This window comes from Helicobacter pylori (genome assembly GCF_016755635.1).
Classification (GTDB): Bacteria; Campylobacterota; Campylobacteria; order Campylobacterales; family Helicobacteraceae; genus Helicobacter; species Helicobacter pylori_CQ.
The window spans coordinates 201057-214988 of sequence record NZ_CP051500.1; the positions used below are offsets into that span (position 1 = coordinate 201057).

11 protein-coding genes are annotated in these 13932 nt (G+C 40.1%); 6 read left to right on the forward strand and 5 right to left on the reverse strand.

Annotation, left to right across the window (positions count from 1 at the left end):
• Nucleotides 1-8: 8 nt before the first annotated feature.
• Nucleotides 9-1184: an Mrp/NBP35 family ATP-binding protein gene (locus HG567_RS00970; RefSeq protein WP_202140212.1), complete on the forward strand. Its 1176-nt coding sequence runs from the start codon at nucleotides 9-11 to the stop codon at nucleotides 1182-1184.
• Nucleotides 1185-1197: 13 nt separating this feature from the next.
• Here HG567_RS00970 and HG567_RS00975 read toward each other — a convergent pair whose 3' ends face one another.
• Together HG567_RS00975 and HG567_RS07735 are read right to left on the reverse strand one after the other, a co-directional pair.
• Nucleotides 1198-2214 (reverse strand): glycosyltransferase family 8 protein, encoded by a 1017-nt coding sequence (locus tag HG567_RS00975; RefSeq protein ID WP_237392971.1) that lies wholly within the window; start codon nucleotides 2212-2214, stop codon nucleotides 1198-1200.
• A 13-nt stretch (nucleotides 2215-2227) separates the two neighbouring features.
• Nucleotides 2228-2356, reverse strand: coding sequence for a glycosyltransferase family 8 protein (locus tag HG567_RS07735; protein ID WP_079306068.1), 129 nt, complete (start codon nucleotides 2354-2356; stop codon nucleotides 2228-2230).
• A gap of 162 nt (nucleotides 2357-2518) precedes the next feature.
• Between HG567_RS07735 and hofA the strand changes: the two genes are divergently transcribed.
• Both hofA and htpG read left to right on the forward strand, forming a co-directional pair.
• The gene (gene hofA, locus HG567_RS00980; protein ID WP_202140213.1) at nucleotides 2519-3871 is read left to right on the forward strand and encodes an outer membrane beta-barrel protein HofA; all 1353 of its coding nucleotides are present in this window, start codon (nucleotides 2519-2521) and stop codon (nucleotides 3869-3871) included.
• A 116-nt stretch (nucleotides 3872-3987) separates the two neighbouring features.
• The gene (htpG, locus tag HG567_RS00985; RefSeq protein ID WP_202163860.1) at nucleotides 3988-5853 is read left to right on the forward strand and encodes a molecular chaperone HtpG; all 1866 of its coding nucleotides are present in this window, start codon (nucleotides 3988-3990) and stop codon (nucleotides 5851-5853) included.
• 196 nt (nucleotides 5854-6049) lie between these two features.
• On the opposite strand, the gene hcpA is transcribed toward htpG, so the two are convergent.
• The 3 genes from hcpA to mnmG form a co-directional block, all read right to left on the reverse strand.
• Nucleotides 6050-6802: a Sel1-like repeat protein HcpA gene (gene hcpA, locus HG567_RS00990; RefSeq protein WP_202139825.1), complete on the reverse strand. Its 753-nt coding sequence runs from the start codon at nucleotides 6800-6802 to the stop codon at nucleotides 6050-6052.
• A gap of 440 nt (nucleotides 6803-7242) precedes the next feature.
• Entirely contained in the window at nucleotides 7243-8394 is a 1152-nt protein-coding gene (gene dapE / locus HG567_RS00995; protein WP_202139826.1) for a succinyl-diaminopimelate desuccinylase, read from the reverse strand.
• A 10-nt stretch (nucleotides 8395-8404) separates the two neighbouring features.
• Nucleotides 8405-10270 (reverse strand): tRNA uridine-5-carboxymethylaminomethyl(34) synthesis enzyme MnmG, encoded by a 1866-nt coding sequence (mnmG, locus tag HG567_RS01000; RefSeq protein ID WP_202163861.1) that lies wholly within the window; start codon nucleotides 10268-10270, stop codon nucleotides 8405-8407.
• Nucleotides 10271-10365: 95 nt separating this feature from the next.
• Between mnmG and HG567_RS01005 the strand changes: the two genes are divergently transcribed.
• From HG567_RS01005 to dxr, 3 genes are read left to right on the forward strand one after another with little or no spacing between them, the layout of a single operon-like run.
• Complete coding sequence (locus tag HG567_RS01005; RefSeq protein ID WP_202139832.1) at nucleotides 10366-12012, forward strand: SLC13 family permease; 1647 nt, start codon at nucleotides 10366-10368, stop codon at nucleotides 12010-12012.
• A gap of 12 nt (nucleotides 12013-12024) precedes the next feature.
• Complete coding sequence (locus HG567_RS01010) at nucleotides 12025-12825, forward strand: phosphatidate cytidylyltransferase (protein ID WP_202139834.1); 801 nt, start codon at nucleotides 12025-12027, stop codon at nucleotides 12823-12825.
• On the forward strand, nucleotides 12826-13926 hold the full coding sequence (gene dxr / locus HG567_RS01015) for a 1-deoxy-D-xylulose-5-phosphate reductoisomerase (protein WP_202139835.1): 1101 nt from the start codon (nucleotides 12826-12828) through the stop codon (nucleotides 13924-13926).
• The last annotated feature ends 6 nt before the right edge of the window (nucleotides 13927-13932 follow it).

Below are 13932 nucleotides of genomic sequence, written 5' to 3' on the forward strand. Positions count from 1 at the left end.
CAAATTTAATTTATAATGCAAAATTAAACAAAACATGTTATAAAGAAAATTCAAATACTATCATTTTAAGGATTAAAATGCTCACCCAAGAAGATGTCTTAAACGCGTTAAAAACAATTATTTACCCTAATTTTGAAAAGGATATTGTCAGCTTTGGTTTTGTCAAAAACATCGCTTTGCATGACAACCAATTAGGGCTTTTAATAGAAATCCCCTCAAGCTCTGAAGAAACGAGCGCGATTTTAAGGGAAAATATCTCCAAAGCGATGCAAAAAATGGGCGTGAAAGCTTTGAATTTGGATATTAAAACCCCGCCTAAACCGCAAGCCCCAAAGCCCGCCACTAAAAATTTGGCTAAAAATATCAAGCATGTAGTGATGATAAGCTCCGGTAAGGGCGGTGTGGGTAAAAGCACCACCAGTGTGAATTTAAGCATCGCTTTAGCGAATTTAAACCAAAAAGTGGGGCTACTAGACGCTGATGTGTATGGCCCTAATATCCCTAGAATGATGGGCTTACAAAACGCTGATGTGATCATGGATCCTAGCGGTAAAAAACTCATTCCTTTAAAAGCTTTTGGTGTTTCTGTGATGAGCATGGGGCTTTTGTATGATGAAGGGCAGAGTCTCATTTGGAGAGGGCCCATGCTCATGCGAGCGATTGAGCAGATGTTAAGCGATATTATTTGGGGGGATTTAGATGTTTTGGTGGTGGATATGCCCCCAGGAACAGGCGATGCGCAGCTCACGCTAGCCCAAGCTGTGCCTTTGAGTGCAGGAATTACTGTTACTACGCCTCAAATCGTGAGTTTGGATGACGCTAAACGGAGTTTGGACATGTTTAAGAAACTACACATTCCTATTGCGGGCATTGTAGAAAATATGGGGAGTTTTGTGTGCAAGCATTGCAAGAAAGAGAGCGAGATTTTTGGCTCAAATTCCATGAATGAGTTGCTAGAAGCTTACCACACGCAGATTTTAGCCAAGCTCCCTTTAGAGCCTAAAGTGCGTTTAGGGGGGGATAGGGGCGAACCGATTGTGATTTCTCACCCTAATAGCGTGAGCGCTAAGATTTTTGAAAAAATGGCGCAAGATTTGAGCGCTTTTTTAGACAAAGTAAAAAAGGAAAAACTAGCCGATAATAAGGACATCCAGCCCACACAAACGCATGCTTGCTCGCATTAGTTTTGAAAGGGTTTTAAACCCTTTTAATCAATCGCTTCACTTTTTGTTTGGCTTTAAAAAGCAAAAATTCTATAAGGAGTTTAGAAGAAAATTTGGGCAGAAGAGATTTAAAAGAATGCCGTTTGTCTGAAAAAGACAGGATTTTATTAAGAGCGTGGATTTCTTTATCCTTGTTTTGAATGGATTCAAAGAGGTGATCCAAAAAAGGAGCGTTAAAATAGGCGTCTTTAAAAGGCGTTTGAATCAACGCTTCATGCCATCTTTTCGCACCAATGACGCTGAAGAGCTTCCAAGGTTTATCGCCCCAAAAATGCAGCATGCGCGCTTCTTTAACGCTAGGGAATGAGGGCGTATCAAGGAAACTAGGGTGGGCATTGTATGAATAAGGCAATTCTAAAATCCTACCACGGCACACAAAACACAGAGCATCTTGATCGCTAAATAAAAGTTTTTCATTTTTCAAAAGAAAAAATCCAATCAATTGGTTTTCAAGATTTTCTTTACGCCATGATTTTAAATTTAAGGCTAAAAACCCGGCGTTAAAGTAGTTGTCAAAAAGGATTTGAGCTTCTTTTAAATTAGGGAAAGCGTCAGCGACACCAATGTTTTTTGCGTGCATTTGGCGTAATTCGTATAAATCCTTAGCCGAATTCCTATTCATAGCGATCAAATCTTTTTCCCTCACAGCCCCAAAATAATGCGTTTCAAGGGGGATAAAAAAGCTCTCGCTAATATCATTCACAAACAAAGTGTCCACATCAAACATGATCATCTTATCGTATTGGGGGAAAAGGGAAGCGAAAAAGAAACGGCACATGATCATTTTAGAAAAGCGTTTTTGCGAAAAAGCATTGAGTTTTAAATACAATTTTTTAATTTCATTAGCTATTAAAGAATCAAGCTTATCGTAATTATGGCGTGGTTCTAGTTCTTCATTAGAAATATCCAAAAACTCTATACTGGAAAAAGCGCTAAAAGGAGCGATCGTTTCTTCTAATTTGGCTATATTTTCAGCGCTTAAATTTTCCACCAAACAATGGATTTTATAAAAGAGTTTTACTCTCTCTCTCTCTCTCTCGTTTGGCGTGCACTAGCATGGAATACAAACTCACACCAGCAGGGATACAATAATTATTATCAAAAACCACCACAATAGGGATAATCTCTTGCATGCACAGTCCTTAAATCTTTAAATTAAACCCGCTAAAAAGGGGGTGATTTGTCATTTTATCGTTTTTTTTTTTTTTTTTTCAAAACAACAATAAGCGGGCAACTTGCGAGTTTGTTTTATGGCATAATATCAGAATTCAATAAAAAAGGTGTTTGATAAAAGGGTGCTTAATCAAAAAGTTTGGCTAGGGCTTTTAGCTTTGAATGGGGTTTTTCTCAACGCTTTTGAGTATCAAATCAGCGCGAGAGTGGGATCATTTTCGCGCATCGCTTTCAACCAGTCGGTTATCAATTCAAAAAAAGGGATTTATCCTACAGGGAGTTATGTAACCACTACCGGGGCTTTACAGGTTGATTCTAGTTTGCTCCCTAAAGGGATTGAAAACCACAAACTGGGTTTTGGGGTGGGGGGCGAAATAGGATCGTTAGCTTATGATTCCACGAAGTTTTTGATTGATGAAGCCAACCCTAAGGCAGGGTTTCAGCCAGCGAACTGGTATTATATGGGGCGATGGGAGGGCTATTTGATGCAATATAGCGAAAAATGGACCAGAGAGCAAAAGTCGCAAAACGCCAGGCCTTATGTGTTATACAATTTGTATTTAGATTATCAATATAAGGATATTTTTGGGATTAAATTAGGGCGTTACCCCTCTAAAGCTTTGTTTTTGAGCGGGTTTAATCAAGGGTTTGAGCTTTTTTACCGGTGGAAAAAGTTTAGGATAGAGTGGTTTAGCACCTTTGGAAGGGCTTTAGCTAATGAGCAATCCATTAGAGATTTTTACGCTCCTGTCAATTACAAGCAAAAAACCAACTACGGCATGCACAATTTAAACCTCATTTACGAAAATAAATACATTAGAGTTGCGCCTTTTATTTGGTTTTACCCTAAGAATTTTAACGCTCCTGGATTTGAAATCACCCATGACACAAAGTCTTATTGGAAATCTCTTTGGCGCATCCAAACGACTTTTTACGCATGGTTTCCCCTTTATAGCGATTATTTGTCTAAAGATTATTACAGAGCCGCTTTAGTGGGTAAAAAAAGCGTGGCTTTGTTTGTGTTTCAAAGAGTGCATTTCCGCTCTTATCGTTTTGGCTGGAGCGTGTATAAGAATTTTGGGAACGGGAGCGCTCAATTAGGCTGGAACGGCTCGCCAGTGGATCCTTTTTATGACACTAAAGACGACACCCCTTATGAAGACGCTTATTCCAATTTTTACAACGCTAATTCCATAACGATTAACGCTTTTATAGGGAAGAGCGTTAAGAATCTTTTGGTGCAATTGTATGGGAAATTGACCTATTCCCCAAGGGCTGATGCACAAAGCTTAGGGGTTACTCTCAAATATAACTTTAAAAAACATATCTATTTCATGCTCATGTTTAATGGCTATCAAATCACGATGCATAAGGGTTATAAGGTAGGGTTTTTTACAAGCGGTTATAACCCTGATTTCGCTCAAACCATTCAAAACAGAAGCTATTTTATGAGCTCTATGAGTTATCGTTTTTAAGGAATTAAACATTCTTTCATGTTCTTTTTTTAAAATAAAGCTTCACGCCATAGCATACCCCTTTTAAGCACGCTTTTATTGTATAATCTTAAAAATTTTATTAAAGGAAAAGTTCAATGTCTAACCAAGAATACACCTTTCAAACTGAAATCAACCAGCTTTTGGATTTGATGATCCACTCTTTGTATTCTAATAAAGAGATTTTTTTAAGGGAGTTGATTTCTAACGCAAGCGACGCTTTGGACAAGCTGAATTATTTAATGCTGACCGATGAGAAATTAAAAGGGCTCAATACCACGCCCAGCATTCATTTGAGTTTTGATAGCCAGAAAAAGACCTTAACGATTAAAGATAATGGTATAGGCATGGATAAAAGCGATCTCATCGAGCATCTAGGCACGATCGCTAAATCAGGCACGAAGAGTTTTTTAAGCGCTTTGAGTGGGGATAAGAAAAAAGATAGTGCTTTAATTGGCCAGTTTGGCGTGGGCTTTTATTCGGCGTTTATGGTAGCGAGTAAGATTGTCGTTCAAACCAAAAAAGTTACCAGCGAGCAAGCGTATGCATGGGTGAGCGATGGTAAGGGCAAGTTTGAAATCAGCGAATGCGTCAAAGAGGAACAAGGCACAGAAATCACCCTCTTTTTAAAAGAAGAAGATTCTCATTTTGCGAGCCGTTGGGAGATTGATGGCATTGTTAAAAAGTATTCTGAGCATATCCCTTTCCCTATTTTTCTAACTTACACCGATACGAAATTTGAGGGCGAAGGGGATCATAAAAAAGAAGTTAAAGAAGAAAAATGCGATCAGATCAATCAAGCGAGCGCTTTATGGAAAATGAATAAGAGCGAGTTGAAAGACAAAGATTACAAAGACTTTTACCAATCGTTTGCACATGACAACAGCGAGCCTTTGAGCTATATCCATAATAAAGTGGAAGGCTCTTTAGAATACACGACGCTTTTTTACATCCCTAGCAAGGCGCCCTTTGATTTGTTTAGGGTGGATTATAAAAGCGGGGTCAAACTTTATGTTAAAAGGGTGTTTATCACTGATGATGACAAAGAATTGTTGCCCTCTTATTTGAGGTTTGTTAAAGGCGTGATTGACAGCGAAGATTTGCCCTTGAACGTGAGCCGTGAAATCTTACAGCAAAACAAGATTTTAGCCAATATCCGTTCGGCTTCAGTGAAAAAGATTTTAAGCGAGATTGAACGCTTGAGCAAGGATAACAAGAATTACCATAAATTCTATGAGCCTTTTGGGAAAGTGTTAAAAGAAGGCTTGTATGGGGATTTTGAAAACAAAGAAAAACTTTTAGAATTGTTAAGATTCTATTCTAAAGACAAAGAAAAATTAATTTCTTTGAAAGAATACAAAGAAAATTTAAAAGAAAATCAAAAAAGCATTTATTACCTTTTAGGCGAAAATTTAGACTTACTAAAAGCGTCCCCCATTTTGGAAAAATACGCTCAAAAAGGCTATGACGTTTTGTTATTGAGCGATGAAATTGATGCGTTTGTGATGCCAGGCGTGAATGAATATGATAAAACGCCCTTTAAAGACGCTAGCCATAGCGAGAGTTTGAAAGAGCTTGGTTTGGAAGAAATCCATGATGAGGTAAAAGATCAGTTTAAAGATTTAATGAAAGCGTTTGAAGAAAATCTTAAAGATGAGATTAAAGGCGTAGAGCTTTCTAATCATCTCACTTCAGCGGTGGCTTTAATAGGCGATGAACAAAATGCGATGATGGCTAATTTTATGCGTCAAATGGGCCAAAGCGTGCCTGAAAGCAAGAAAACGCTAGAATTAAACCCTAACCATGCGATTTTGCAAAAACTCTTAAAATGCGAAGATAAAGAGCAGTTGAGCGCTTTTATCTGGTTGCTTTATGATGGGGCGAAGCTTTTAGAAAAAGGGGCTTTGAAAGACGCTAAAAGTTTTAATGAGCGCCTAAATAGCGTGCTGTTGAAAGCGTTGTAGGAAAAAACCCTTTTTAAGGGTTTGAACAAACTCGCTTTAACCTTTCAAGTGCCAATCTAAAAATGGCAATGAATGGGTGCGATAAACGCCTTTTATGATCATTAAAAAGATTAGTTCATGGGGTTTATATTTTCATTAAGATATTAAAAAGCGTAAAAGCCAGCTAAACACGGCGTTTAGCTTAACTTCATTAAAATTAAAGTTCTATTTTCAATTCCTTGAGAGCGTCGCATGCTTCTTTGATGCCTGACTTACAGCCTTTTTTAAAGTTTTCTACCGCTTGCTTTTCGTCCTTTGCTGTGCCTTGGGCGTTGTATTGCATAACCCCTAAATTATAACACCCCCTGCCATCTTTTAACTCGCATGCTTTAGAATAACGAACGATAGCCTCCTTAAAATTCTTTGCTACACCATACATGTATCCTGCATTAATGCACCCGGGGCTGTCTTTTAAATCGCAAGCTTTTTCATACAAATCAAGAGCCTTTCTTAAATCCTTAGGCGTGCCTACGCCATAATGGTGTAGGCTTCCTAAGACCGTACACCCTTCAGCATGGTTTAAGTCGCAAGCTTTAGAGTAGTATTGTGAGGCTTTTTTGGCGTCTTTAGAAACGCCTTGTCCGTTATAGTATAAATTGCCTAGCAGGCGGCACCCATAACCATCATTTAATTCACAACCTTTAGTGTAAAATTGAATGGCTTTTTTCAAGTCTTTTCCCACTCCTTTCCCTTCTTCATAGAACGCCCCTAAAAAAACACACCCAAAGCCATTTTTTAACTCACACGCTTTTTCAAAATGCGTTTTAGCTTGAGCGAAATCTTGCTTCTTCGCACTCTCTATGCCTAAATTAACAAGCTCTTTAGCGTCTGGCTCTGCCATTAACCCTCTCAAACACAACGCGCCCAAACACAAGACCCCAAAAAGGGTTTTTTGAACACTTCCTGGCATGATATATTTCCTATTAAAAAAAATGTAATCCTTTATGATTGTAACCAAATATTGACGATTAAAGCCTTATTGAATGCCATTTTATTGGTGCAATAAAGAAAATGATTGAGAATTGCTTCTCTTTTAAGTGCGTTCCAACGCTTGAGCTGGATTGCCATGCGATAGGGGATACTAGTGAGAAGCTGTACTAAAAGAGTTTGTTTTAAAAAGCTGATTGAGCCACCCCTTTAAGAGTGGCTTGGTAAAAGACCTCTTAAGAAACTAAAAAACAAGGAAAGATATTATAGCAAGCTTTGGTTACTTTGTCAAGCATGACCCCACTCTTATAAGGCTATAATAAATGGATACTAGCATGCTAAAGCTTGAGTTGGTTTGGTGGTTTTTGCTAGCGAAAAAGGCGTTGGTATTAAAAATAAAACCCTTACGCCAAAACTCCCCATTCATTTCTCGCTCAAATCCTCTAAAACCCCTAAAAACACTTTTTCTAAAAGCTCTAATTCTTTCAAGCTCACCCTTTCATCAATGGCATGGATCCTGTCATTAATAACGCCAAACTCCACCACTTCTATGCCATGAGCGCTAAAAAATCGCGCATCGCTCGTGCCGCCTTTGGTGTTTAAAAGGGGGGTGGTGTGGCATGTTTTTAAAATATTTTCTTGTAAAACGCTGGTAAGCTTTGAATGGGAAGCCGTGATGAAAGGCGAACTGCTTGACTCTAATTCTAAAGCGTGAGGCAAATTTTTCAAAACCTTTTCTAAATATTCTTTCAAACTTTCTTTAGTGGTTTTTAAAGAATGGCGCACATTAAAGGTAATTTCTACGCTTGCGGGCGTTACATTATTAGCCCCTAACCCTGCATGCAAGTTGGTGATGACTAATTTTGAAGGGTCAAAACACTCATCGCCATTGTCTAAATGAACTCCTGAAATCAAAGGCAAAACCGAAGCGAGCGTATCAATAGGGTTTTGGCATTTTTGCGGGTAAGCCACATGCCCTTGAGTGCCTTTTAAAATGAGTTTGCCATTAATGGAGCCTCTTCGGCCAATTTTGATGCTATCGCCTAAGACTTTTTCGCAAGTGGGTTCAGCCACAATCGCCATATGGGGCAGCAAATCTTTTTCTTTGAGTTTTTCTAACATAAGCCTAGTGCCAAAAATCCCTGGCCCTTCTTCATCGCTCGTGAGTAAAATAGAAAGCAAAAAAGGGGTTTTAGGGTTAAAATTTAAACTCGCGCTCAAAAACGCCCCCACGCCCCCCTTCATGTCTTGCGCCCCACGGCCGTATAAAAACCCCTCCTTAATAATAGGTTTAAAAGGATCGCTTTGCCAATTATCTCCAGGAGGCACGACATCAATATGCCCTGCAAAGCAAAAGTGCAAGGGCTTAACACTTTCTTCTGCATGCTCTTTTTTTACATGCTCTTTGGGGGGGTTAAAAATGCGGTATAAAAAAAGGTTTTTCACGCCATTTTCCCCACACTCTAGAGCTTTAAAAGTAGGAAAAAGCGATTTAATGTATTCAAAAATACCGCATTCTTTGGGCGTAATGGTGGGGTAGCTGATGAGCTTTTGGGTGATTTCTAAAGCGTCCATTAAAAATCCTTTAAGAATTTTTTCGCAAATGGATGTATAAATGCAAAACATCTAAATTCGCCGGGGTGATCCCGCTGATTTCTGAGGCTTCAAAAAGGCTTTTGGGGCGGAATTTTTCTAACTTTTCTACCGCTTCTAAGCTTAAGCCTGGAATGCCTTTAAACACAAAACCTTTAGGGATAGAAACTTTGAGCATGCTATCCATTTTAGCGATATTTTCGTGTTGCTTTTCAATATAAATATTATACTTGCATTCAATTTTAATCTGCTCTAAAACCCGCTCATTCAAAGGCGTTAAAAAGCTGAAAAAGGAGCGCATTTTTTTTAGATTAAAACTATCGCGCGCCAACAAACTAACGCCATCAACCTTGTCATTGATAGGGTTTTCATCTAATTCATTCAAGCGTTTTAACACTTCTTTGCTAGGGGTAAGGACGCATTCTTTAAGGCGTTTGAGATTGTCTTGTATTTCTTGTTGGTCTTTTTTCAATCCCTTATAAAAATCCTCTTCCATAAGCCCTAAACGATAGGCATGTTCGCCTAATCTAAAAAGCGTGTTGTCCTCTCTTAAAAGCAAGCGGTATTCGGCTCGACTGGTAAACATTCTGTAAGGCTCATTCGTGCCTTTAGTGACCAAATCATCAATCAAAACACCGATATAAGCTTCATTGCGCTTTAAAATAAAGGGGTCTTGATTCTTTAAGGCTAATACCGCATTAATCCCAGCCATAAGCCCTTGAGCCGCCGCTTCTTCATAGCCGGTAGTCCCATTGATTTGCCCGGCCAAATAAAGCCCCTTGATTTTTTTGGTTTCTAAAGTGTGGGTCAATTCCGTGGGCTGGATAAAATCATACTCTATTGCATAGCCGTAGCGCGTGATGAGGGCGTTTTCTAAGCCTTTGATAGAGTGAATGACCTTTTCTTGCACATCTAGGGGTAAAGAGGTGCTTAAGCCGTTGATATAATATTCGCTTTTGTGGATGGTTTGAGGCTCTAAAAACAGCTGGTGGCGTTCTTTTTCGCTGAAGCGGTTGATTTTATCTTCAATGCTAGGGCAATACCTTGGGCCTATGCCTTCAATTTGACCGCTAAATAGGGGGGCTCGGTGGAAATTATCCCTAATGATTTGGTGGGTAATGGGGTTAGTGTAAGTGATAAAACATGAGAGTTGGGTGGGGTTAAAATCTTTGGTTTTATAGCTAAAATAGGGAGGGTTTGTGTCCCCAAAATGCTCTTCTAAGCCTTCAAAATCAATGCTATTGCCTGCCACTCTTGGGCAAGTGCCGGTTTTTAACCTTTCTGCCTTAAAGCCAAGCTCCCTTAAATTCAAGGCTAAAGAATTAGAAGCGTTTTCCCCAAAGCGCCCGTTTTGGTTTTGGTGCGTGCCAATATGCACCACCCCTTTTAAAAAAGTGCCTGTGGTGATGATCACTTTTTTAGCCTTATAAGTGTTATTAATATTCGTGGTTACGCCCACCACCTCATCGTTTTCAAGGATTAAATTTTCGGTCATTTCTTGAGAGACGCTCAAATTAGGGGTGTTTAAAACGAGATTTCTTGCAAAAATGCGGTAAGTATCCATATCAATTTGCGCTCTAGTCCCCCTAACCGCCGGCCCTTTAGAAGCGTTTAGCACACGATATTGCAAACCGCTATGATCCGTAATAATCCCCATAGCCCCCCCTAACACATCCACTTCTTTAGTCAAATGCCCTTTACCCAAGCCCCCAATGGCCGGATTACAGCTCGCTAAACCGATCGTGTCTATGAGCATGGTGATTAAATGCACTCTAGCCCCCATTTTAGCCGCAATCAAGCTCGCTTCAATGCCTGCATGCCCCCCACCAACCACTAAAATATCACTTTCTTTTACCACTCTTTTTCCTATTTTGATATGATTTTTCTAAAATCTTAGTTTTGAAAAAGTTTTATTGTAGCATGTAGGTTAGTAATTTTAAAGGGTAAAATAAAATGGAAAATCATTCGCATGCCAATACGAATACTGATGACAAAAGTACCAAGATCGTGCGCTTGTTGGGGTTAATAGGGGGGGCGTTAATCGCGCTTGTTATCTACTATGCGCTTAATGTTCAAATGCCTCATATTGTAGAAGAAATCCCCAAGCTCAGCTCTTTGAATTATAAGGCGATGCCTGTTGTGGCGGGGGTGGCTGTTTTAATGGGGATATGGTGGATGACTGAAGCCATTGACTTGCCTGCAACCGCGCTTTTACCTTTGGTGCTTTTTAGCGTCTTTAGCGTGGATCAATTCGCTCATATCAGCTCTTCTTACGCATCGCCCATTATCTTTCTTTTTATGGGAGGGTTTATTTTAGCTTTAAGCATGCAAAAATGGAACTTGCACACACGCATCGCTTTAAGCATTATTTTATTAGTGGGCACAAGCCCTAGGAGGTTGATTTTAGGTTTCATGATCGCTACAGGCTTTTTGTCTATGTGGGTGAGCAATACCGCAACGGCGGTGATGATGTTTCCTGTTGGCATGAGCGTTTTGCAATTAGTCGCTAAACTGGTGGGTAAAGAAAACGCCTCTAATGCATTCTATCAAAAAGAAGAAATCACCAAAGTGCATGGGGGCATTATGAGTAATATCGTGCATAAGGGCAAAGATATTACCCAAGTCATTCAAGAAAAGACGATCATTTATCGCACGAATTTCAGTATTTGCTTGATGCTTGGCATCGCTTATGCGGCTTCTATTGGCTCTTTAGGCACTTTGATTGGCACGCCGCCTAACGCTTTATTAGCCGGCTATATGAAAACCGCTTTCAATATTGAAATTGATTTCGCTCAGTGGATGGTGTTTGGGACGCCGTTAGCCTTCATCATGCTCATTTTAGCGTGGCTCTTGCTCACTTATGCGATTTTCCCTTTAAAGATTAAAGAAATTCCAGGGGGTAAGGAAGTCGTTAGATTAGAGTTAAACAAATTAGGCCGTTTGAGTCAAGCGGAAATCTCGGTGGGCGTTATTTTTATCCTAGCGTCTTTAGGGTGGATTTTTTTAGATACGATTTTAAAATCTTGGGGCATTAAAATAGATAAAATTGATTCCGTGATCGCTATGGGGGTTTCTGTGCTTTTATTCATTTTGCCCGCTAACAATCAGGGCGATAGGCTCATTGATTGGGGTGTTGCTAAAAAACTCCCTTGGGATGTGTTGCTTTTATTTGGCGGCGGGTTAGCCTTGAGCGTGCAATTTTCTAAAACTGGGTTGAGTTTGTGGATCGGGCATTTGGTCTCTGGCTTTTCGCATTTACCGATTTTATTCATCATTGTCATGGTAACTTTAATGGTCATTTTCTTAACCGAAATCACTTCTAACACCGCTACTGCTGCCGCATTTTTACCGGTGATTGGGGGAGTGGCGATGGGCATGGGTTATGAAAACCATCAGAGCTTGTTATTGACCATTCCTGTAGCCTTGAGCGCAACTTGCGCGTTCATGCTCCCTGTGGCCACCCCACCCAATGCGATAGCTTATGGCTCTGGGTATGTTAAAATAACGGATATGATTAAAGCTGGTTTGTGGCTTAATTTGGTGGGCGTTGTTTTGATTAGCGCGTTTAGCTATTTTTTGGTTTCGTTAATATTTAATTGATTAAGGAAAAAAGTGAAAGAAGAGTTATTTAAAGAAAAATCTCGTTACATTACAGGGTTTGTTTTAATCATTGTGGCGGGCTTGATTTTGTATGCGGACAATTTGTTGTTGTTTTGGGCGGTTTTAGGGGGGATTTATGCGGTAGGGTTTTCTGAAGCGTTAAGATTATTCCAAGTTAAAGCGAGCTTTAGCTTGTATCTCATTTTAGTGTTGTCATGGGTGGCGGCGTATTTTAACGGGCGCCCTATAGAATGCGCTCTTATCAGTGCCATGGTCATGGCTAGCATCATCGCTTATCAAAAAGCGCACCATAGCGAAGCCATTTTACCCTTTTTATACCCGGGCGTTGGGTTTTTTGCGCTTTTTGGGGTTTATAAGGATTTTGGCGCAGTAGCGATCATTTGGCTTTTAGTGGTGGTGGTCGCAAGCGATGTGGGGGCGTTTTTTGGAGGCAAGCTTTTAGGCAAAACCCCTTTTACGCCCACTTCACCGAATAAAACCTTAGAGGGCGCGTTGATTGGCGTTGTTTTGGCGAGCGTTTTAGGATCGTTTGTGGGCATGGGGAAATTGAGCGGAGGTTTTCTTATGGCGCTCTTTTTTAGTTTTTTAATCGCTCTTATAGCGGTGTTTGGGGATTTGTATGAAAGCTATTTGAAAAGAAAGGCTGGGATCAAAGATAGCGGTAAAATTTTACCCGGGCATGGGGGCGTTTTAGACCGGTTGGATTCCATGCTTTTTGGGGCTTTAGGCTTGCATGCGTTGTTGTATTTTTTAGAAGTTTGGAAAGAGACGGCGGTGTTTTTAGGGGATTGAATGGTTGTTTTAGGAAGCACCGGCTCTATTGGGAAAAACGCCCTAAAAATCGCAAAAAAATTTGGCGTAGAAATAGAAGCCTTAAGCTGTGGGAAAAATATCGCTTTAATCAATGAGCAAATCAAAATTTTCAAACCCAAGAAAGTAGCGATCTTAGATCCTAGCGATTTGAATGATTTAGAGCCTTTGGGTGCGGAAGTGTTTGTAGGGCTAGACGGCATTGATGCGATGATAGAAGAGTGCACCTCAAATTTAGTCCTTAACGCCATTGTGGGCGTGGCAGGATTGAAAGCGAGCTTTAAAAGCTTACAAAGGAATAAAAAACTAGCCCTAGCGAATAAAGAGAGCTTAGTGAGCGCGGGGCATTTATTAGACATTTCACAAATCACGCCCGTTGATAGCGAGCATTTTGGTTTGTGGGCGTTGTTGCAAAACAAGACTTTAAAGCCTAAATCTTTAATCATTAGCGCGAGTGGGGGGGCTTTTAGGGACACGCCTTTAGAACTTATCGCTATTCAAAACGCGCAAAACGCGCTCAAGCACCCTAATTGGAGCATGGGATCTAAAATCACCATTGATTCAGCGAGCATGGTCAATAAGCTTTTTGAAATCCTAGAAACCTATTGGCTTTTTGGCGCGTCTTTAAAGATTGATGCGCTGATTGAAAGGAGTTCTATCGTGCATGCTTTGGTGGAGTTTGAAGATAACTCTATCATCGCGCATTTGGCGAGTGCGGACATGCAATTACCCATAAGCTATGCGATCGATCCGAAGTTAGCTTCTTTGAGCGCGTCTATCAAACCCCTAGATTTATACGCTTTAAGCGCGATTAAATTTGAACCCATTAGCATGGAGCGCTACACTTTGTGGCGTTATAAAGACTTGTTGTTGGAAAACCCAAAGCTTGGCGTGGTGCTGAATGCGAGCAATGAGGTGGCGATGGAGAAGTTTTTAAATCAAGAGATCGCTTTTGGTGGGCTTATCAAAACCATTTCTCAAGCCCTAGAATCATACGCTAAAATGCCTTTCAAGCTCTCTAATTTAGACGAAGTGCTAGAACTGGATAAGGAAGTTAGGGATCGTTTTAAAAATTATAGGTAGTGTTGA

Excerpts from the sequence above, each read along its gene's own strand:
- HG567_RS07735 (WP_079306068.1), bottom strand. The coding sequence starts at position 2,356 with ATGCAAGAGATTATCCCTATTGTGGTGGTTTTTGATAATAATTATTGT.
- htpG (WP_202163860.1), top strand. The coding sequence starts at position 3,988 with ATGTCTAACCAAGAATACACCTTTCAAACTGAAATCAACCAGCTTTTG.
- hcpA (WP_202139825.1), bottom strand. The coding sequence starts at position 6,802 with ATGCCAGGAAGTGTTCAAAAAACCCTTTTTGGGGTCTTGTGTTTGGGC.
- dapE (WP_202139826.1), bottom strand. The coding sequence starts at position 8,394 with ATGGACGCTTTAGAAATCACCCAAAAGCTCATCAGCTACCCCACCATT.
- HG567_RS01005 (WP_202139832.1), top strand. The coding sequence starts at position 10,366 with ATGGAAAATCATTCGCATGCCAATACGAATACTGATGACAAAAGTACC.
- dxr (WP_202139835.1), top strand. The coding sequence starts at position 12,826 with ATGGTTGTTTTAGGAAGCACCGGCTCTATTGGGAAAAACGCCCTAAAA.